A 21,655-nucleotide genomic window follows, 5' to 3' on the forward strand; every position below is an offset into this window, starting at 1 on the left:
GCATTCGGGCCATCGTCAACTCGTGACTACTCCATGATCACCCGATAGAAAGCCTTGGGCTGGTTGGGGTCGACCGGGATTTCCTCGACCGTGGTTTCGCTGGCGCTGCTGGTGCCGGGGATGAAACTGCGGACGTCTTCCCAGCTGTTAGCTTCCAGGGTGTAGGACCGCTGCACGGTGAACAGGCGGGTGTCTGTGGAGTCGAAGGTGAGGTTGATGCTTGTTCCGTCGTTGCTGAGGGAGGTTTGTCTGATCTTGAACTCGGCGGGGGTGGTGACGGCGGTGAGCGGTTGCAGCTCGCTGCTGGCCAAAAACCCATCGGTGATACTGAGCTCATCGATCAGGCCGTCGAAGGCGGAGTCGATTACCCCCGAGGAGGTGAAGTGGGCACCGATGATCAGAGGTCCGTCGTTGGAGCTGCCGGTGGAGCTGATCGTCTGGGTGTCGGTCTGGCTATCGAGGGTGAAGCGCACGGTGTTCGTGGCGGGATCGACGGCGACGCTGATGTGGTGCCATTCCGTGTCTGGGATGGCGAGCGTCGAGATGATGAGCTGCGAGCCGAGGTGCAGGGCGAGGCAGTTATAGCTGGTGCTGGAGCCGTAGTTGCCGGCGGCGGCGAGGAACATGTAATCGAGGTTGGTATCGTTGCTGTTCGTCGGCTTCTTCATCACCACGGGCATGGCGCTGGCGGCATCGTTGCCGGTGGGCATGGATTCGAATTTCACCCAGGCTTCGATGGTGAACGGGTTGGCTCCAAAATCGAGCGCGCGGTTGTCGGCCACTTGCACGTAGTTTTGATCGTCTTGCTCGAAGTCCAGCGAGGCGGTGTTGCTGGCGCCTAACACATAGTCGGTGGCGTTCGGCACGGTGGCGGAAAATGCGGGGAGCGAGCTGCCGCTGCCGTTATTGCCGTAAGGCAGGCTGTCGGTGAGATTGTTTTCAAATCGCAGCAGTGTCCGATCGCCCAACATCGCGTAGGGGTCGACATTTTCTAACCGCTGGCGCGTGAGTTCTTCCTCGAGGCGCTGTCTAATCGAGGCGTAGGCAGTCTGACTGGCCAAGTTTGGCGTGCCGTGTTCGGGCAGGAGCTCGAAGGGGTTTTCCTGGAGGTCAAAGAGCTGGGTGACCTGGGTGCCATTGCTGCCGACATCGTACTTGATCAGCTTGAATCGGCCGTCGGTGATGGAGCGCATGCCCGGCTTGTCGCCGCCGGAGTAGAGGCCGTAGTGGTAAGTGTGGTGGCTGGTGGCGGTGCCTTCGAGAACGGCTTTGAAACTCTGGCCGTCGTTGCTGTCGATGGTGCTCGGAAGATCCAGTCCGGCGATGTCGCAGAGGGTGGGGAAGGTGTCGTGGAGGTAAACCAGAGCGTCTGTGGTCGAGCCGGCGGCGATGCCCGGGCCGCGGACGATGTAGGGCACGCGCCAGGTGTGCTCGTAGAGGTTTTGTTTCCCCTGGAGGCCGTGACGACCAATCGACATGCCGTGGTCCGAGGTGAAGATGATGTAGGTATTGTCCATCACGCTATCCGAGGTGTCGCCATCGTTGTTAGGGTCTTCCAGTCGGGCGTAAATCCGGCCCAGTTGCTGGTCGATCCAATCGGTGCAGGCGATCTGTCGGCCGATCTCGTTGCGGATGACTTTTTCCGTGCGGTAGGTTAAGACGCCGTTGACCGAGACCTCGTCGCGCACACCGAGGTGGCCGTTGTCGAAGGGATGAGCCGGAAAGGTGCTGGGATCGCAGGTCAGGTGGTTGATCGGCAGGGGTGGCGAGTCGGGATTGATGGAAAGGATGTTGGCGGGATCATCGACATTGAAACAGCCGTAGCGCCCGACGAGATCCGGGGTTTCACGCGCGTTGCGTTCGTCGTGGGGGTGGGAAAACCCGAGATACATCAGGAAGGGTTTGCCGTTCGCCCGGTGATTGTTCTGCCAATGGGAGATGTGTTCCAGGCCTCGATCGCCGTGCCACTCGCTGCCGGAGCCATCGGTGTTGCCGCGTTTGGTGGCATCGTTGACGATGGTGAATTCGGCATTGGCGGTGGGGTAGCTGTTGCCGTTTTTACAGGTGCGGTAGGTGGCGTAGGGGAGATCGGTGTTGCCGCTGCGCACGCCTCGGTTGAACACACCCGGGAGCGTGTCAGCGGCGCTTCCCGCGCCGGCGCGATCGGTCTCGGAGCTCCAGGTGTTTCGCCCGGTCATGATGCAGGTGCGCGAGCCGGTGCAGACGGCGGCGGTCCAGGAGCCCATGATGCGTGCCTGGTGGAACAACATGCCCTCGGTGGCGAGCCGGTCAATGTTCGGTGTGTCGGTGACATAGGGATTGCCATCCGCCTTCATCTCCACGGGTTCGAGATTGCGGTAGGCGTTGATGACGTAGGTATCGAGGTCATCGGCGATGATGAACAGGAAGTTGGGCGGCGGGGTGATCGACGACAAGGGGGTGGCGCTGGCTTCATTGCTGTCGGCGGATTCCACACTGGCTGAATTCACCTTCGAGACCACGTAGTAATAGGTGGTGTCGTTGACGGCGGTGCCATCGTAGTAGCTGTTGGTCGTGGCGGTGGCGATCTGGGTGTAAGGGCCGCCGGAGCTGGTCGAGCGTTTGATGCGGAAGTTGAGAAAGCCGAGCTGGGTGTTGGCGTCCCAGCTGAGCGAGTTGCTATTGTTTCCTGGGCTGGCGATCAGATTGGTGGGGGTGTCCGGCGCCGGAGGAGGGCCGCTTTCCACCACCAGGATGGCATTGACGTGGATGTTGCTGAAGCCGCTGGCGGCATGGGTGAGTGCCTGAGTGGTGCCATCGGCGGTGAACGAACCAATCGCATACTGCCCCCAGCCGCTGCCCTGACCGGAAACGGTCACGCTGTTGGTGCCATCACCGAAGATCATGGAGCGGGTGTTGCGCTGGTCGTTGAAGAAAACTTGGATCTGGTAGTTTTCTCCGTCGGTCAGGCCGCCGATCGTTTGAGTGCCGCTGCTGACGCCATTGTTGGTGTAAGTCAAGGAGTCCAGCAAGTTGTCCATGTTGATGTCACCGGTGCTGGCTGCGCCGCTGGAGGCTCCGGTGAAGGTGGCGCCGGTGGCTGCCGGAGCGAAGGTGAAATCGGAGTAGGTCACACCACTGAACGTGTAATTCGCCGTGCCGCTGCTCCCTCCGCCGGTGATACTGGTCGCCGATCCACCACTCCAGGCATGGACGACGTTGCCCTCGATCAGGTTGGCTTTACCGGTGGTATTTTGGGCCGCACTCCAGGTGATGGCGGCCGCGTTCAGGCTGGATAGACAGCCGATGAGACAGGTCAGATGGGCCAGGGGGCGTAGTGGGAGAAGCTGCGTGAGAGTCATCATTGGGAGGAGGCTGGGTGGATGGGGGGAAAGTGTGCAAACCTAAGACAGCGAGCGTTTCCACAGTATAGGGTATTTAACCCATGCATGCACGAGATGAATTCTGCGAGCGAGTCATTCATGCTCTGCCATTCGGCTGATGAACGGGTGGGGCGGCGATGTTTTCTGACAAAAAATAGGCTCTCTCCTGGGACGGAAAGAGCCGGTGAATTGGGATAGAAATTCTTAGCTCAATCTACTTCCGGCGACGGAGGATCAATGCCAGGCCACCTAGACCGAGCAGAGCGGCTGACGATGGTTCAGGGACTGCTGTTACAAGAATATCCACCCCCCCAATGGCCCAACCATCTCCGGCAGTGGCGTCGATGATCACGGAACTAGCAGCGGTGACGAGGTCATTGCGGCCGTCAGCGGTAAGATTACCACCCGCCGATCCTGTTGTGATAGCAACCCCATTGAGCGTGCCGGCGTCATTGTCGGACGTCCTCCAGCTATTGATGTAAACGGCTGCGAACTCGATAGAGTAAATGTTCGAGAGGGCGTCCCCCGAGACATAAGTGAACTGGAGGTTTGATAGAGTGAGTGTGCCATCACCAGCAGAGATCGTAGCTGGGCCTCCTGTGCCTTCATTACCATCGACATTGATTCCAAAGGCTCCCTTGCTTCCTCGCCCAATTAGGTCGGTTGGTGCTCCTGAGACTGTAGCGACTAGGCTGATATCGACCACTCCATTATACCCACCATCCGACCATGCGACATCGTTTAGACTGAGGTCAGACACTTCATTAAATGTCTTGGGTGAGGCGAAGTCGCCGCTCGACTCTCCGCTGCCCAAACCGTCCACGTCTTTGCCAGTCAGGTTAAGTGCGCCCACCAAAGTGGCAGCATTTGTTTGCGCGAGTGGAGCTAGGGCGAGCAGAGCAATGAAAGAGAGTGGTTTGGACATTGTGTAATTGACGAGTTCTAGTGAATTGCTTTCGCAAGCGTGAGCTATCTATCTGAGAGGTTGTATTGGATCAAGGGTGAATATCGAGATCTCTTGAAACCTTGGAGATGTTTATTAATATCTAAATACTGGCTTCGCTTCCAAATACAGGACGCCATTGCTGAGCGCACACCAATCTGTTAACGAGATTCATGACCATCAACCAGCTTGCCGATCAGAACCCTTTCACCACTGCCGATGGCTCGACCATCCGCAGTATCCTTGATGCCACCAATGCTCCGGTGCAAAACCAGAGCCTGGCCGAGGCGAGCCTGCCGGCTGGCGGTCAGACCGATCGGCACTACCACAAGCTCAGCGAGGAAATTTACTTCATGCTCGATGGCGAGGCCTCAATGGAGATCGACGGCGAGGTCAAAACGGTGGGGCCGAACGACGCCATCCTCATTCCACCGAATGCCTGGCACCAGATCACCGCCACCAGTGACATCCGTTTCCTCTGCTGCTGCGCCCCCGTGTATGCGCACGAGGACACTTATTTCAAGTGATTGCCGCTTACTCGTCCACCTTGATGGGACGGTTTTGAGCGTGGCTGGTGCGGTAGAGCATGAGTGAGAGGTCGGTGCGTTGGTTCGCCTCGATCTTGCGCCAGATGGCCCCGGCGCCGAAGCTGACCGGCTGCGACAAGTCCTCGGCCATCTCCTTGAGGAAGTGCTTTTTCTCACGCACGGTTTTGCCATCGCTGATCAGGAAGGTGTTGATGAAGCCCTCGTCCTTCGACATCACCGGATCGCGGTAGGAAACGATGTCTTTGTTCGAAAAGGAAGCCTTCGCCTTGGGGTCGCGGGTGGTGATGCCGGCCACCGGGCGGATGCCTGTGGCATCACCTTCAACCTTGAACGCCGAGCTCACCGTGAAGTGGTGCTCGCCGGCGAGCATGGTGAAGGTGCGGGTCTCGGTGATTTTCGCTTGGCCAATTTCCACTGGTGCGTAGCTGAGCACGAACTTCAATCGGAGTGGACCTTGTTCCACCACCTTGTGACTGCTGTAGACTGGGCTGGTGTAGAGCTTGTCATCGGCATCGAGGTAGCCGACGCCACCGCAGCCGAGGGTATCGCCCACCTTGTAGCCATCGAGGCCGGTGCCATTGTCCTTGTGGTAATTATCGAGCTTATACCAGGCGTTGGCGATGGAATAACGCACCGACTTCGTCCAAACATCGATGCCGCCCCGGGCTTTTTCCACGGCCAGTTTGGGGCCGTAGGCGCGGAATGCGATGCGATCGTTCTCCCAGACAAAGTCATCTTTTCGCTCAGGCACATAGCGCGCCATCAGCTGGGATTTTTCCGCCTGAGGCATGACCCCAGCACAGGCGAGGAGCTGGAAAGTGCGCTTCTCGGACGGGGTGAAGTCGGATTGGAAGAGCAAGCGGTCCGGGCTGCCATCAGCATTGTCATCGAGCACCTGCACGGGCAGGAAATAGCCGGTCACGGTGTCGCGCACGGCGGCATTCTCGGGAGTGATGCCGGACACCAGAGCGGTGGCCTTTTTCCAATCCATCGACACCACCTCATTAAGTCGGTTCTGGCGGCCGGGGTTGCTCGCGGTGAACGTGGCGAGTTTGGCGGAGGAAAGAATCAGGTGCTTGTGCAGCTCGTGCGCGGCGAGCAGGAAGCCACCCACTCCGTAAACGGCGGTCTGATCATAGGTGACCTTTTTCGGGTTCTCCCCGATGGGTTGCACGTAGCCGAGCTTGCCATTGGCGTGCACATTATTGACCAGGCGCTGCCAGCCGCGGATGGCGGCCGGTTTGAAATCGGCCTCGGCCAGCACACCATTATTGATCCCCCAGAGGAATCCGTAGGTGAAAAAGGCAGTTCCGGAGGACTCAGGCACAGGGAAGCTTTCGGGATCCAGCAATGCTGCGTGCCACGAGCCGTCTTCTAACTGCAGACTCTTGAGCTTGGCCGCCATTTCTTTGAATTGCTGCAGGTATTTGGGGCGGGTCGGGTGATCGGCAGGCATGTGCTGCAGCACGTGGCAGAGGCCGGCGAAGACCCAGCCATTACCACGCGACCAGAAAACCTTCTCGCCATTGGCTTCCTCGCGGGTGAAGTATTTCGAGTCGCGCCAGAAGAGATGGCTTTCTTTGTCGTAGAGGAAATCGGAGCTTTTCCACCACAGCTCGTCGACGTTCTCGAGATACTTCGCTTCGCCTGTGGCGGCGTAAATCATGGCGAGCGTGGGGGGCGCCATGTAGAGAGAATCGCACCATGCCCACTCGCGCATGTGCACGTGGTTTTCCCATTGTAATTCTTCATCGTGCGGGCGATCGACCCAGAGGTCCATCAGCTTCTGGGTGGGCTCAATCTGCTTGGGCAGCTCGTCGCGGAGGTAGTGCCAGAGGTGCAGCTGACCGACGCAGTGGTCGTCGGCGAAATCGATGCGTGGCCCCAGTTGGTAATCGAGATCCTCGGAGACTTTGAGCAGGGCTCGGTGGTATTTTTCCTCCCCGGTGGTCTGCACATGCGCCATCATGCCGGTCCACAGCGCGCCTTCGGTCCAGTCCCAATCGGCGCGTTCATAGGGGTTGGCCAGTTGCCAATCGGCCACGGCATTGGCCACCTTGAGAATGGCGTCGGCCTTGACGGCGGAGGAGAAGGCTGGCGACACCGGAGCGGTGCTGGCTGCGCTGACCGCTGGCTTTTCCTGGGCAACAGCAGGCACAAGGGCTGCGGTGGAAACACTGAGGGTGAGTAGGATGTGAGAGATTGGCTTCATAGGGCGCATCGTGATGGATGATGCTGCCAAGCCTCCCATGATCTAACCACGATTCAAGCGGTAAAGCGGACATAGGGTGGAAATCACAGGGAGCCATGATACATGAGATGGATGAAAAAAATTCACAAAATCGTCAAAGCTTGAACAAAAGCCGATGACGAGAGCGTTTTTACCGATGTCAGCCCGTCAACGGCTATGCAATCAACGGTAGGGTGTGTGTGTGTGTTCATGCCCTACCGTTCTTTGTTGGCAGGGGTCACTTATGGTGGATGGTGCGATTTCCATTGCGCTCCGGGCCGAAGTAGGCTCTAACTGATGATAAGCATTCCTCCTAACCCATTATCTACCAATCCCATGACTCCCAAATTCGCTCACAAATTTCTTGCCGGTGCCGCGCTAGCTCTGGCCTGTGTCACCTCCGCTGTTGCGACGCCCAAGCACACGCTTTCCGAGTTCACACCCGGCGATCTGGTTTCCGGCCCTGAGGTGGATTTTTCAAAAGCGACAGGCAAGGTGGTGGTGATCGATTACTGGGGCACACGCTGCCCGCCCTGCCTGGCCCTGATGCCGCACATCTCCAAGTTGCACAAACGCTACAGCGCGAAGGGGCTGATGCTTGTGGCTGCTGAGTCGCAGGGATCAACCACTGAGGCGATCGATAAGGTGGTGAAGAAAAACCGTCTCGAGTGCAGCGTGACCAAGTTCGTCCGTGGTCCGAAGCTTTCCAGTGGACTCCCGCACATGGCGGTGTTCGACGTCGATGGCAACCTGGTCTTTTCTGGTCGTCCCGGCGATGAGGCCGACCGAGTGATCAAAAAAGAACTCAAACGAGCCAGCGGAGACGTGGCCGAGTCCGAAGACACTTCCGCATCCGGTCCGCTGGTGAAGAACCGGACCTGGACCAATGCCAACGGTCGCACCATGTCCGCCATGCTCGTGAGCCTGGAGGGTAACACCGGCACCTTCCGTAAGGTCGGTGGCACGCCTTTCGACTACGATATCACCAAGCTCTCCGAGGCTGATCAGGAGATGATCCGCGAGGCTGCTGCGAAGTAGGCATTCAGGGTTGCGCCCACCGCCATGGTGGAGCATCTATCTTCCATGACGATAGGATCTGACACATGGAATGAACGTTATCAATCCGGGGACACCCCCTGGGATAAGGGCACCTACACGCCGGCGCTGCTAGAGGTGCTGGCCAAACAAGTCATCCCCGCCGAGGCCGAGGTGCTGGTGCCGGGCTGTGGTTACGGCCACGATGCCGCAGCAATCGCTCAAGCCGGCTACCCGACGACGGGCATGGACATCGCGGAATCCGCGGTGAAGGGGGCTCGACTGGCGCATCAGGGCGTCGACGGGCTGGACTTTGTCCAGGAGGATTTGTTCGATCCCACACTCTCGGAGGAAAAGCGCTACGGCGCGATCTGGGAGCACACCTGCTACTGCGCGATCCTGCCTGAGCAGCGACCTGATTACGTGCGGGCGGTGGCTAACTTGTTAGAAAACGATGGCATCTTCGCCGGGATCTTTTTCATCAACACCGAGATGCCTGAAGGTGAGGGGCCTCCTTTTGAAACCAGCGTCGAGGAGGTGCACCAGCGCTTTAGCGATCGGTTTGAGTTGCTCTGGGAGAAATCACCAGATGCCACCTTCCCCACCCGTGAAGGCTGCGAATGGCTGATGGTTTGGCGGAAGAAATCCTGATGGAGATGCTCCGGGGTGATGATCGCTGTGGAGCTGCGTGTGAGGTTTGGAGGTGAAGGCTGCGGCCTGCGGGCTGCCGTCAGCTGGTGTGAGGTAGCGAAGGATTTGCATCCTTCGTGGTCTAGCGCTTCGATGGACCTGACACCGACACAACGTGGCAACTCTTCGCTACGGCTAGAACCCAGCGGTGTAGGAGGTGGCGGGGGGCGGTAGGGGGCTGCTCTCGGTGGCGACCGGACCAGCGGCCTGCGCATAGTTGCCGGCCCAGAACTGGCCGGAGCGCCCGAAGCCGACGCGGGTGTATTTTTTCCCCATCATATTCTTCCGGTGGCCAGGGCTTTCCATCCAGAGACGGTGCACCAAGGGGGCATTGGGGGCTTGCGCAATGTTCTCCGCGCACCACACCTGAGGGTAGCCCTCGTTCATCAATCGCTGCTGGAAGCCGGCCTCACCCTGGGTTTGGTGGGTGAGCTGCTGCGCGCGGTTCATCGCCTCGGCGTGCTTTTGCGCGGCCCTTGCCAAGCGGGGATCGATGACTAATTCAGGTCGGCCTTTTTCCCGCCGCGATGCATTGGTCAGGCGTAAGAGGGCGGCGAGAGCTTCCTGCTGACTTTTTGGAGCGGTCATTTGCGATGCCGGCACCCGGATGGTGTAGAGGGTGCTGGATTCGCTCGTTTTGCTGCTTTTGCCACCACCGCATGCGGCCAAAAGAGCGCAGGAAATGGAGGCAAAAGTCAGTCGGCGCGTCATGCTTGCGCCTTCTTATACGCGATGACTTTCTTGACGAGGAAGAAAATCCCGACCGCTGCGGCGAGCAGCAGGGGAATACCGATCAGTGGACGATAGAAAATCCATGCAATCGAGATGGTGGCCAGGCTCAATGGCGCGGCCAAGAGGAAGGCGACGATGCCGGTGCCTACTCCCACGATGGTGCCGGCGATTGGCAGGACATCGGCGACCACTGAGAGTGGCTTGAAGATCAGGCTGAAGCCCATGAACATCAGCACAAAACCGACCAGACGTAGGATCCAGCTCATCATCTTATTGCTTTCCTGAGCGCGTTCAAACATCGCCTCGGCGCTGTGTTCGCCGGTTTGGATCATGTTGATGGTGGTGCCCTTGGAGCCGGTGAAGGGCTCGAAGCTGCTGCCTTTTTGCTTGGAAATCAGGCTGACTACGCTGGGTTCAACCTGCTGGTAGGAGATGCGCACATCGCCTACCACTGGATTGGCAGTGTCCTTGGCGAGATAGATTTGGCCTCCGGAGAGTTTCACTTCGCGCTCGGCAATTTTTTCCGGGAGCTCGGTCGTTTCTGCCACAGTCAGCGGTTGGTAGTCGTTCAACTTGCTGACGAGATCTTTGGAGAGAGTGAATGCGCCGACGGTGACTGGCGAGGCGGTCCAAGAGCTTGATGTCACAGGTAGTGACGGATTCTCATGCCCAGCTGGTTTTTTAAAGTTGGACGAATCAATGCGTCCCTCCGACCAGGTTTTGGTGTAGTTGTATGTGATGGTTTTTTCCTCGCTACCGCCGAGCTTTTTCTTGGTTTTGGTATCGGTGCTTTGTTTCCACTGATACATCTCGACCTTGCGCTTGAGCACCAGCGCTTTGGTTCGGATGCCGAGTGCTTCGTCGGCCAGCTCTACTGGAGTCTCGGCTGCGCCTGAGAGGTGCACGAGTTTGCCGTCGTTCGCCGGATCAACTGTATCGGCCGAGACCTGGACGAAATCCTTCGCCCCTTCGTTCAGATCCTTGCGTGTCTTGACCGCTCGACCTTCGTTCCAGAACAGCACTGGAAAGGCGATCACGACCATGATCATTCCTACAAAAATCCCCTTAATGGCGCCGCCAATTCGGCTAAACCAACCTGTGCTTGTTGTTTCAGTAAAGCTATCTTCAGACATAACGTCTGCATCTAACGAATAAAAGATGTAAATAACAATGAGAAAAGTAGAACTGAAGAGTCACCTAACAATTTTCATCAAGATCATGATGAAAATGGATGGAGTCCTGCACTGTGCGGACTGAGAGTGGAAAACCATCTTCTGTCTGAGATGGCATGCTTGCAGCCTAACAAGGTGGCTGACTAAATGATCTACTTGTTAGCTTGGTAGCTTCCAAGTGAGACGCCTGCTGCTGGCCAAGTTGCAACAGCTAGGCGTGAGAATGAAGAAGTTCGCAGGGGGCTGATTGCCCCCTGCGTAAGATACTTGCTTAAACGCGAGGCAATCTACTCCTCGGTGGCCTCTGTCACCTTCAGTCGGGTGAAGAGCTGACCGTTGACCGCGTTGCTCAGCGGGATGCTGACAGTGACCTCGTCAGGGTCTCCGGCTGGGACGATGATGTCGTTCCAGGTGTTCATGTCGGTGGACCACTGGACCATCTGCACGGTGCTGGTCTTGGATTCAGCGGTGCGGGTGTAGCTCATCTTCATGTGGGTGGCGTCGGAAACCACCTGCGGCAGGGTGACGTTACCTTTCGCCATGGGGTCGCCGTTGAGGACGAATTCCAGACCGTTGGCGATTCCGTCCTGATCTTCATCGGCATCGAAAGCTCCGGCAACAGAGCGAGCCGCTGCCCAGATTTCGTAGGCACTGGTCATTTCTTCGATGCGGATATTGTCCAGGGCGGTGTCCGAGGAGTTCCAGGTCTTCTCTTTATTGGTGAAGCGGACAGTGACCTCCGGGTTGCCGACGTAGGGGGTGAGGTCGACACAGGCGGTCGACCAAGCATCCTCGCTGCTGCTGTGTTGGGCACTGGTTTTTTTCCAGACATCGTAGGTCCAGGTGCTGCCGTCGTAGACATCCACGGTGAGGTAGTCGATGTAGACGCCGAACATGTGGTAATCGAAGGTTAGTTTCGCGTGAGCCACGGTGCTGAGATCGACGGTGCTCTGCAGGGATGCGGTTTTGTTTTTCAACAACACACCGCCTGTTTTGTCGTGGCCTTCGAAGTAGACATAGGAGCTGCCTTCCGAAGCTGCGGCTGGGCCGGTGCCTGCGGTGGGTGTGCCACCGCTGATACGCGTCCAATCGGCCTCTTCATCGTTAGGCTGCGCCCACGATCCGAAACCTTGCTCGAAGGTTTCGATGTAGGGCAGTGATTTCACCCGCTCTCTGACGATGATGTTATCGATCGCCGGGTCGGCCGAGTTCCATGCTGTGCGTTTGGTGCGGAAGCGGATGGTGACGGAGGAGTTTCCATCATAGGCGCTGAGGTTCACCACGGCGCGCGACCATTCTTCGTCGCTGTCACTGTGCTGTTGGCCATTTTTCACCCAGACATCGTTGGTCCAGGAGTTGCCATCGTGAACATCCACGGCCACGTAGTCGATGTAAGAGCCATACATGTGGTAATCGAAGCTCAGCTCGACATCATCGACGCCGCTGAAATCGAACTTGCACTCGGCCTGGGCGAGGTCAGCAGACGAGCTGGAATCGTGGCCTTCGGCAAAGAGGTAGTAGTTGCCGCTGGAGGCAACATTAGGTCCGGCAGCGCTTGATGGTGTGCCGCCGGTGCCGACTTCCCAGTAGTAGCCGCCGTCGGAGAACTGGTGCCATGCGCCGATTCCATTCTCGAAGTCCTCTTCGTAGGGAAGCGTCTGCACGCTGGTGATTTCCGATGGTTGCGCCGGGGCGATGAAGCGGAAGCGGGCGTTGTCGTTATTCACGGTGTTGTTCTCAACCACCACGTCGTGGCTGCTGTTGATGGAGAGGCGTTTGCCGCTGGACGGGTGGTTGACGTAGAACCAGCCATACTGGTATTCGTCGATTTCCCACTCGACGTTCGCTCCTGTGGTGCCTGCCGGGGAGAGACCGACGGAGCTGCCGTCGTAGTGCAAACGGCGACCGTCGCTCAGGCCGACGATGTATTTCTTATCGCCTCCGGCCGAGACCAGCATGAACTGCTCGGTGGCGGCGCGGTGGCTGACATCGGCGGTGGTCACCGAGGCTTCGTCCGGGTGATCGATCAGGCGCATCATTTGGCCTTTGTTGTGGATCAGGTAGGCTTTGTCATCGCGCACGGTGTCGTCACCGTCCCAACCGGCAAGCAGCAGCCCGCACTCACTGAGATCTTCCCAACCTGGATCACCCGAATCGTTGGAGTTATGCAGGGCCAAACGGGGTGAGTTCATGTCGAAGACGCCGGTGCTGCTGGCATCCGAGCTGTCAGGATCTCCCCCATACAGGGACCACTCGAAGATCGAGTAGCGCTTGAGCCAGTCGAGACTCTCGGCACGCCACATGAATTCGGCGAGGAAGTTGTAGTTATGCGCACGACTCCAGGTGGTCTTGTCTCCGACGAAATCACGGGTGGAGAACTCGGTCAGCCAGATCGGTTTGCCGTAGAGATCGTAGAGGTATTTCATGTTGTTGATCAAGGTGCCGGGGCTGCCTGTGGAGGCACCGGAGATGGAATACCAGTGCACTGCCATGTATTCCGAGCGGTGGCCGAGTTCTTCGGCGGCGGCTTCGAAATCTTGGCGCCAGTATCCTTTGTAGGCAGCAGGCACAGGGCCACCCAGTGGCAGACGCATGCGCTCAAGGCGCGGCCATTGGTAGGAGGCGGTTTCGACTTCCATGTTCGCCTGGTCGTGTAGATCAGGCTCGTTGAATCCTAACACCGTGGTCTGATTGGCACGGCCATACCAGATCGGCTGATGGTTCAAAATCCCTGGTGAGGCGGAACCCATGCCACCCCACTGCATGGGGATGTATTGGCCACTCTGCAGCAGGCTCTCGTCGTTGTAAGTCCAGCGGTATCCCCAGCTGGGTTTGAACATGTGGCTGAAGTGGAAATGGGATGCCTGTCCTTGTTTTGGGAAGTGCTTCTCGTAGTTGATTTTCCACTGCTGATTGGCACTGCCAGTGGCGACCTGCTGCACCACGGTGGTGCCATCGAGACCCAGAGCCATGCCGGACCAGAGGTTGACGATCATGGAGTAGCCGTCTTCGACCGGGATGATCTGCCAGCGTTGATGCGGCATGTGTGAGTAGGTGCCCTCGACCACCGCAGCTCCTGCTGTGGTGGAGGCCATGGCGACTTCAAAACATTCTTCCGTGTCCTTGCTGCGGATGCGGTAATCATCGGTGCCGATGTTCAGCAGGACCTGGAACCATGGCTCGTCATTGGTGAGTTCGGAACCACTTTCGGAGGTCGAGAGCTGGCCGCCGGCGCCTCGGTTCTCGAGGGTGTAGTAGGCGTCGTCGTAGTCGAGGAAGCTTTTGGACGATGGCGCTTCATCGCTGACATCGGTCCACAGCGGGAACCAGTCGCCGCCGAGTTCCGGCAGGGCAACGAGCTCACGGATCACGGCCTGGGTGGAATCTAGCGAGCGGATGCGGATTTTTTTCGTCACCGCCGAGGTGGTAAATTGGACGCTGCGTTCGAGTTCGGTATTTCCCGTGATCGAGCCACCGTCGAAGACGACCCAGCTGCCATTGTCATCGTAGGAAACTTCAAAGTCGCTGATCTGCGTGCCGTTCTGGCCAGCGTAGCCGGAGTAGAGGTGGATGCCGGCGATCTTTTCCGCATGTGCCAAATGGATTTCCAGATCGTGGGGGCCAGCGGTGTCGGCGCTCGCCCAGGCGGAGTTGTCATGGGCAAAGCCATCGATGGCCAGCTTCGGGTAGCGGGTGCCATCGATGCTGGAGTAAGCATACTGGCGAAGTTTGGCCAGGTTCAGGTCGATGTCGGTTCCGAAGGGCACTGGTTCGCCATCGGCGGTGGGCGCATACATCGCCAGCTCCACCACGCGGGCGGTGCCGTCGGTGGTGGTGAGGCGGAACTTCTGCGCGGTGACCGGCTGGGTGAACTCCAGGTTGACAATTCTCGATGTGTTGCCAGTGAGGCTGGCACCATCGATACTCACCCAGTCATTGCCATCGTGATACTGCAGCTCGGCATTGGACATGGCGGCATCCCAAGTGCCTCCGGTGAAGAGGTGGGCACTGCCAATGGTCATTGGCGTGGCGAGCTCCACTTGCAGCCAGTGGGAATCGCCCGAGGTGGAGAGCCAACGACTGTCCTGTGTGGCAAAGCCGTCGGTGGCATACTGTGAGGGCCAGCTGCCGTTCTGAGAATCTGCGCTGGTGGTTTGGTAACGAGCCAGGTTGTGGATGGTGGTAGCGGCTGTGGCGTCCTCAGCAACCACGCTGATGTTATCAATCCAGGCGCCACCATTGAGTGTGCCATTGTTCGCGATGCGCAGGGCGCTGATCTCGCTGACGCTGCCGTCCTTGGGGCCGATGTTGACCTGAACCCACTCGCTGGCATCGTCGTAGTCGCCATCGGCATTCCAATCGATACTGATCTCGGCCAAGGTCGAGGTGACTTCCAGTTTCACGTGCACTTGGCTGGCACCGGTCCAGGCGAGAAAGCCGTCCACGGCCGGGTTCTTAAAGCCGTTGTTAACGCCGGTGGTATTGCCGGTGCTGATGCTGGCCGACCCGTCTTCGCTGGTGGCGAGGAACTTCTTGGTGTTGTTCATCTGGAAGGTGAACTCGTAGGCCTGATTGCCACTGGCGTCATCCAGCGAGAACAGCACCGCCTGGTTGTTCGCCTGGCGCACCGCGTAGACGTCCATTTCCATGGTCAGCGACTTGGCACTGAGGTCGATGCTTTCGCTGAACTGGGCTGTCACCGCATTGTTCGTTTGGCCGGAGGTGGCACGATCGAAAACAAAGGCGTTATTTGTATGGCCGCTTGTGGCGATGATGGCACCCGGAGCGGAGCTGACCTGCCAACTACCGATGGCCGTGCCAGCATCCAGGTTACTGGCTGTGGCGTTGGCGGAGACCGATCCGCTGATGGCTGTGGCGGCATCAAAGTCGGCTTCGAAGACCGTGGTTTGAGCGTGTGTGAGAGAGCTTCCTAACAAAATAGGAAGCATAATGGACGAGAGCGGAATAGGTTCGTTAATGAGACGAACTAATCGTGATTCTGAATTGGATTTCATGAAATGGAATGGCGTTTGAACGCAGTGTTTTTGAGCGTTCGCAGGAAGCAGTTTCCATCCCAAGTGGGCATCGATTTTCTATTTTTTTAGGTCTTTTTTTTAAGGTGTAACTGACAAATTAGACAATAAATCTCCGTGCAGCGAGACTCATGATAACCATGTATCAGGCAATGGGGAAAAGTGCCCATCTTGGGCCTTTTGAGAATCTTAACAGGGGGGCTACGATTTTTTGAAAATAGCCACGTGCCGGTCCACAGACTTCTCCACACCGGCAGGCACATCGTGCAGTTTTCGCGACTGCGTGTTCTGTTCGCTGAGCACGAGTTCGGCTCCCAAGTTCTGAATCGCGTCGAGCGCGAGTTGGTGTTCGCGGTCGGAGTAGGAGGTGATCACTAACAGGCCGTCCTCTTTCAGTCGATGCAGTGCCTGATCATAGATCTTGCTCCAGGTGGTATCACCATTCCAAAAGTTTTGGTGGCGCATGAAGGCGATGTTGAAGTCATCAGGAAGCACACCGAGGTCGTCGAGCTTGGCACAGTCCTGCACCAGGAACTCGGCTTCGGCGTGTTCGGGTAGGAACTTCTTCCAGCGCTCTTGGGCTTCGCCAATTTCGCGGTCGCGGATATCCAGACCGGTCAGGCTGATGCCCTGCTTGCCAAAAACATCCGCCAGCACGGCCGACTCATCGGCTCGGCCACAGGCGAGGTTGAGCAGCTGGGTGTGATCTCCCTGCGGTAGCTGCACGCCGGCCTTGCCCAAGCTCTCGTTGAGAAATTGCTTCAGGCGAACCAGGTCGCTGGTGGTGCTTTGGTTGGAAAAGAGAGCTGACATCGGCTGGCGGGAGCATAGGGGCTACGGGACTTAATCGCAAGAGCAGCAGCTGCAAGAATCCCCGCAGTCGCAGCCACATTTCCCTTTCGAGCCGCAGTCACAGCAGTCGCCACAGTCACAGCTGTAGCAATCGCACCAATCACACCAGCTGTCTTTTTCCTTCTTCTTCTTTTTACCTCCTGCTGCAGGCGGCTTAAGCATTTCCTGATGATGGTGGATGGAGTGATCGATCACCGAGCTGATAAGCGCCGCGTGTTGGTTCCAAGGGATGGCTGCCGTGGCGGACTGAAGTTGATCGAACTCCGCGCGAACCAGTGCCGGCAGTCGGTCGGGCGATTCGTGGTTCAGCGGGTTGAACTGGCCACGGCGGATGTCGTCCTGCCAGTCGTCGATGGCGTCTTTCCAGTAGATCAGACGACCCAGCGAGCTGCCTAACATCCAAAGTGGTCGGCTGAGTTGTGATCGACCGTGTAAGCTGGCGAGGTGGGAAAAGATCTGCCCGTAGGACTGCGCGGTGGGCTCACTGGCAGCGGTGAAGCCGGCGCCGGTGGCTTCAATGGTCGATTGCTGCTGGAGCTGATCGATGACCTTGGCGGTGGGAAAGCCGGAGGAGTTCAGCACGCCGGTGGCCTTGTCGCGTGCGGGAGAGATTAGGCTGCCGGCCCAGGCGGGCAGCTGCTTGCGCCAGCCACGTTCGTCATCGGCATTGTCGGCCAGTTTGGTGGCCAGTCCACTGATGGTCACGGCGGCGGCGTAGCTCAGCGACGGGGCATGGCAGGCCACCGGCTTTTCCTTGGCCAGCGGGTTGCAGCAGGTGCGCAGCTGCATCGGTGTATCTTCATGGGCGAGCGCGGCACCGGCGAGAGCGAGGAAGGTGGAGTCGCGGTTCACCAGGAAACGGGCGGCGGGAGAGTAATCGCTGCTGAGCCGACACGATAAGCCGCAGAAGATGCTTTGATACAGTGATTTTGCCGAGCTGCCACAGGTGGGGGCCGGAGCGTAAAGATAGCCGAACATTGTGGCTATTCTGAGGACGGGGCAGGATTTGGGAATGAAAAAACTGGGTAAAAAACACCCGGTGTGAAGGATTTTGACTGAATAATTGTCTGGATCGATCGCGTAATAAAAGCGATGAATCATCCCATGAACCGAATTACCCGATTTTCAGTCAGCCTGCTCTCCGGAGCCATGATGCTCGCTTCCTGCCATGCCAAGGAAGGTGACGCCGCAACGAAGGAGGACACCAAGAAGGCGGATGCCGGCGAGTGGATCCAGCTTTTCAACGGCAAGGACCTCACTGGCTGGACCCCCAAATTCCGTGGCCACGAGCTGGGAGTGAATTTCAAAGACACCTTCCGCGTGGAGGACGGCATCCTCAAGGTCTCCTACGATAACTACGAGAAGTGGAACAGCGACTTCGGTCACCTCTTCTACAAGGATGAATTCTCCCACTACATCCTTCGCGCTGAGTATCGCTTTGTCGGCGACCAGGTGAAAGGCGGACCGAAATGGGCGCTGCGCAACAACGGCTTCATGATCCACGGCCAGTCCGCGGCGAGCATGAAAAAGGGGCAGAATTTCCCGGACTCGATCGAAGTGCAGCTGCTCGGCGGCGCACCCGATAGCAAAGAGCCACGTCCCACCCTCAGCATCTGCACCCCCGGCACGCACATCGAGATGGACGGCAAGTTGATCAAGCCACACGTCATCCGCGCCAAGGGACCGACCTTCCACGGTGACGAGTGGGTGACCATCGAAGTGGAAGTCCGCGGCAGCGAAGTGATTCGTCACAAAGTGGGCGATAAAGTGATCCTCGAGTATAACAAACCTCAGCTCGATAACGGCACGCTGCTGGAAAAAGGCACCATCTCCATCCAGGCAGAAAGCCACCCCACCGAGTTCCGCAAGATCGAACTCAAGGTGCTGGAGAAGTAATTTCAAACTAGGCAAGGTTCCAACTTGCCGACCGATCAAGGCTCCATTCCCGTCAGGGGGTGGAGCCTTTTTGGTTCGAGCCCAAGAGGGCGTCAGCAGCTCCACTCAGCATGATGATCGACAGCTGAGTTGGAATCGGCTAAACTCCAGTATGCAAAAATGGTCATCCGTCCTCTGTTCCATCGCGCTCACACTCAGTGCAACGGCAGAGACACCGAAGCAACTCACCTGGCAGAATTTTGATCAGGTGGCGGACGATGTTCGCCTGAAGCCGAGCGATGAAACCTATCAGAAGGTCAGCTGGCTGGACACCGTGCTGCAGGGGCAACAGCAGGCGCAGCGGCAGGACAAACCTCTGCTGCTCTGGCTCTACTTCGGCGATCCACGGGCGAACTGCTGACAGAATGGAGTCAAAACGAGACAGTTAGTCTTCAACAACACCGAGGTCGCCGAGTTTGCTCAAAAGCATTTCATCAACGTCGCCGCCAGTGACGTGGCTTACAACAACGTGCCGGACGCCGCGAAGGCGAAGGGCGAGTATCAGTTTCTTCAGAAAGCGCTGACCGGTGCGCCGCACGGAATTCATCAGGGGATCTACATCGTGACTCCTTCCGGTCGCTACCTGAAACAATGCAACGTCGGCTGGCCGAAGCTCGATCCTCAGCAGTCGCTGCAGCGGATGAAGGAGGCGCTGGCCGAGTTCCGTGCGATGCCGAAGGGGCAGCGATTGGCCACGCGGGCATTGACCGAGAGTGATCGGTCGATGCCCGAGGACCGCCATCTCAGTCCGGCCCCCGAGTGGTTGAAAATCCGCAGCACCACGCGCAGTTATGCCTTTCCAGACATGGAGTATTTCGACCAGCGCCACCCGGACTACTACAAGATCGATCGCCTCTGGATGACGCCAGAGACCGCACGCAGTTTGTTGCCGGGCAAATTGGAAGTCGGTGAAGTGGGGGATATCCAAGGCCGCGCACTGAACCACTTGACCCATGACTGCCACCTGATGTTAGGCTGCCCGCCGTGGACTAAGGAGTCGGTCAAAACCGCCAAGATGCAGGTGAAAATTGTCGCCAAGAAAGGCCGCTATTTCGACCTCCGCTACAGCGGCGACTTCCACTTCGATTCCGACTCGCGCTGGAACAAGTCATCGTATCGCGGGAAGCTGTTAGGTAAGGCGGTGTGGGACGATGAGAAGAAGCAATTCACCCGGCTGCAGTGGGTCGCCTTGGGCGAGCGCAACCAGCGTGTGCTGCGATCGAACGAAGCACGCGGCAGCGTGCACGTCACCACCGTGGGCAGCGTGCTGGAGCTCGATCCGATGCGGCCGAACGATCGTCATATCCTACCGCACCGCTGGGAGCACGGCTACCCGAAGGAGATGAAGCAGCAGCTCGTCGCACCCTAGGAGAACTCGCTGGGGACGCCAAAGCCCTCGCGGTATTCCCGGCTGACTACCTTGGCATTGGCTTCATCATGGTTGCTGAAGCGGCACTCGCTGCTGTTCCAATCGACCTCTGTGTTAGGGAAGGCGGTGAGCTTGGCAGGCAGCAGTGAGAGCTCGGTGATCAGGCAGCCTGTCTCGAAGGGCGACCACAGATGTTTCTTCGCGCCGAGGCAGTTGGCCACCCAGTCGTGCCAATGGTGGTGCACGGTGGTTTTTGGCATGGTCAGCGATTCCTTCACGCTCTTGCCATCCTTGTAAATGTTCCAGCCCTTGCCTGCGGCGGTGCTGATCAGGGTGCCGGCTTCGGTATCGATCATGGTTTGGTTGGCGCCGAATTTCAGGCCTTCTGGGAAGTGGTAGTCGGCCGCCTTGGGTTTTTCGCCATCGGTGACATGCACCACGAACTCCTTGCCACCACTGGCCTTGACGCCGTCGAAGGTGAGCTTGCTGTGGAAATTTTGGCCGAAGGTCACCTTGTGCGGCTGGCTCTGGCTCAGGGTGATGGCCTTTTTCGGCCCCTGTTTCAGATCCATGCCATAGACCACGGCATCGACTAAGTGAGGTGTCCAGTCGCCCATCATGCCGCTGCCAAACTCCCAGCAGGCACGCCATTTTTTATCGAAGAGACCGGGGTGGAAATCGAGATCTTCTTTCGAGCAGCCGAGCCATTTGTCCCAGGCGCCGTTGGCCGGTGCGGGGGCATCGGAAACCGGATAGGCATCGAGGTTGGGAGGGATGAAGTATTTGCTGGCAGACATCGGTTTCGACCACACCCAGGCGCCTTTGATCTCGCCCAGTGCGCCCGATCGGAGCAGCTCGACAAACTGCATTTTCAGCGGCGAGCACGACCGTTGGTTGCCCATTTGAGTGACCAGGTGAGGTTTGGCGGCGATGGCCTTGCGGACCATGCGCAGTTCGTCCAGCTGGTGCAGCAGAGGCTTCTCCGCGTAGACATGTTTATCCATCGCCATGGCCTTCAGCAGGATGGGGGCATGCATGTGATCGGGGGTGCTGATCACCACGGCGTCAAATTGATCGGCGTGCTCCTTGAAGAGCTTGCGGTAATCGAGCTCGTAGTGCGCCTTGGGATATTTCTTTTTCCAGCCGTCCATGGCCTTCACATTGACATCGCAGAAGGCATAGGCCTCCACCGCCGGGTGCGACATCACGCTATTGACGTTCTTGGCGCCACGATTGCCAACGCCGATGAAGGCCACGCGGAGCTTCTTTTTTTCCTGCGCCTGCAGCGAGGTAGCTCCCATCGCGCCGAGGGCTGCGGCGGAGCTGACTTTGATAAATTGGCGGCGATCGTATCCAGCGTCGAGTGGTGATTTCATCTTGCCGAAGCATACGCACGACGACTGCGGGTTTTTCCAGCGATTCCTGAAATCCGAGAAGCTCAAAAAAATTCCCATTAAATGAAAAAAATCGGGAATAGGGTGAATTCATCCAGCTCCTACGATTGATCAGCGGATGATAATCATTTCGGCTGGTCGTTCATGGCCCAGCCAAACAGATCTGCGCAAGCAATTGTGCGGTTGTTGTTCCCCCGGGCCCTCCTCTCGTTGTTGCTTACGAAGGAGGGTTCGGGGGTAGCTTTTTATAGGGGGGAGTCAGGAAGTCAGGAAGTCAGGAAGTCCGGAAGTCCGAGAGACCGAGAGACCGAGAGACCGAACCGATGCTTGTGGTTGGCATCAGGGCAAATGCCGATAGGC

General features: G+C 57.9%; 15 protein-coding genes. 6 read left to right on the plus strand and 9 right to left on the minus strand.

Translation table 11 applies throughout. The features are described from left to right. Positions 1 to 26: 26 nt before the first annotated feature. Positions 27 to 3,344, minus strand: coding sequence for a sulfatase-like hydrolase/transferase (locus JO972_RS10340; protein ID WP_309489969.1), 3,318 nt, complete (start codon positions 3,342 to 3,344; stop codon positions 27 to 29). Positions 3,345 to 3,576: 232 nt separating this feature from the next. Further along, positions 3,577 to 4,287: a PEP-CTERM sorting domain-containing protein gene (locus JO972_RS10345; RefSeq protein WP_309489970.1), complete on the minus strand. Its 711-nt coding sequence runs from the start codon at positions 4,285 to 4,287 to the stop codon at positions 3,577 to 3,579. Positions 4,288 to 4,478: 191 nt separating this feature from the next. Between JO972_RS10345 and JO972_RS10350 the strand changes: the two genes are divergently transcribed. Further along, entirely contained in the window at positions 4,479 to 4,832 is a 354-nt protein-coding gene (locus tag JO972_RS10350; protein ID WP_309489971.1) for a cupin domain-containing protein, read from the plus strand. Between the two features lie 7 nt (positions 4,833 to 4,839). On the opposite strand, the gene JO972_RS10355 is transcribed toward JO972_RS10350, so the two are convergent. Continuing rightward, positions 4,840 to 7,065, minus strand: a complete 2,226-nt coding sequence (locus JO972_RS10355) for a glycoside hydrolase family 88 protein (protein ID WP_309489972.1) — start codon at positions 7,063 to 7,065, stop codon at positions 4,840 to 4,842. Between the two features lie 354 nt (positions 7,066 to 7,419). Here JO972_RS10355 and JO972_RS10360 point away from each other — a divergent pair, with 354 nt between their 5' ends. Together JO972_RS10360 and JO972_RS10365 are read left to right on the plus strand one after the other, a co-directional pair. Beyond that, complete coding sequence (locus tag JO972_RS10360; RefSeq protein ID WP_309489973.1) at positions 7,420 to 8,121, plus strand: TlpA family protein disulfide reductase; 702 nt, start codon at positions 7,420 to 7,422, stop codon at positions 8,119 to 8,121. A gap of 45 nt (positions 8,122 to 8,166) precedes the next feature. Further along, positions 8,167 to 8,769, plus strand: coding sequence for a methyltransferase domain-containing protein (locus tag JO972_RS10365; RefSeq protein ID WP_309489974.1), 603 nt, complete (start codon positions 8,167 to 8,169; stop codon positions 8,767 to 8,769). A 174-nt stretch (positions 8,770 to 8,943) separates the two neighbouring features. Here JO972_RS10365 and JO972_RS10370 read toward each other — a convergent pair whose 3' ends face one another. From JO972_RS10370 to JO972_RS10390, 5 genes are all read right to left on the minus strand, one after another. Next, entirely contained in the window at positions 8,944 to 9,519 is a 576-nt protein-coding gene (locus JO972_RS10370; RefSeq protein ID WP_309489975.1) for a CAP domain-containing protein, read from the minus strand. Next, positions 9,516 to 10,673, minus strand: coding sequence for a TMEM43 family protein (locus JO972_RS10375; protein WP_309489976.1), 1,158 nt, complete (start codon positions 10,671 to 10,673; stop codon positions 9,516 to 9,518). Before JO972_RS10375 ends, JO972_RS10370 begins: the two co-directional genes overlap by 4 nt. Before the next feature lie 326 nt (positions 10,674 to 10,999). Then, positions 11,000 to 15,661, minus strand: coding sequence for a glycosyl hydrolase (locus tag JO972_RS10380; RefSeq protein ID WP_309489977.1), 4,662 nt, complete (start codon positions 15,659 to 15,661; stop codon positions 11,000 to 11,002). Between the two features lie 285 nt (positions 15,662 to 15,946). Then, complete coding sequence (locus JO972_RS10385; protein WP_309489978.1) at positions 15,947 to 16,558, minus strand: methyltransferase domain-containing protein; 612 nt, start codon at positions 16,556 to 16,558, stop codon at positions 15,947 to 15,949. 30 nt (positions 16,559 to 16,588) lie between these two features. Beyond that, positions 16,589 to 17,575 carry a DUF5685 family protein gene (locus JO972_RS10390; protein ID WP_309489979.1) on the minus strand — a complete coding sequence of 329 codons (987 nt, stop codon included), beginning with the start codon at positions 17,573 to 17,575 and terminating at the stop codon, positions 16,589 to 16,591. 126 nt (positions 17,576 to 17,701) lie between these two features. Here JO972_RS10390 and JO972_RS10395 point away from each other — a divergent pair, with 126 nt between their 5' ends. From JO972_RS10395 to JO972_RS10405, 3 genes are all read left to right on the plus strand, one after another. Next, positions 17,702 to 18,493, plus strand: a complete 792-nt coding sequence (locus JO972_RS10395; RefSeq protein ID WP_309489980.1) for a 3-keto-disaccharide hydrolase — start codon at positions 17,702 to 17,704, stop codon at positions 18,491 to 18,493. Positions 18,494 to 18,644: 151 nt separating this feature from the next. Then, a complete protein-coding gene (locus JO972_RS10400) occupies positions 18,645 to 18,893 on the plus strand; it encodes a hypothetical protein (RefSeq protein WP_309489981.1) in 249 nt (82 codons plus the stop codon). Between the two features lie 93 nt (positions 18,894 to 18,986). Then, complete coding sequence (locus JO972_RS10405; protein WP_309489982.1) at positions 18,987 to 19,901, plus strand: hypothetical protein; 915 nt, start codon at positions 18,987 to 18,989, stop codon at positions 19,899 to 19,901. Here JO972_RS10405 and JO972_RS10410 read toward each other — a convergent pair. Next, entirely contained in the window at positions 19,898 to 21,277 is a 1,380-nt protein-coding gene (locus JO972_RS10410) for a Gfo/Idh/MocA family protein (RefSeq protein WP_309489983.1), read from the minus strand. The two genes, JO972_RS10405 and JO972_RS10410, sit on opposite strands and share 4 nt — an antisense overlap. Between the last annotated feature and the right edge of the window lie 378 nt (positions 21,278 to 21,655).

Origin of the sequence: Oceaniferula flava, assembly GCF_016811075.1 — a bacterium.
GTDB classification, from domain to species: Bacteria; Verrucomicrobiota; Verrucomicrobiia; order Verrucomicrobiales; family Akkermansiaceae; genus Oceaniferula; species Oceaniferula flava.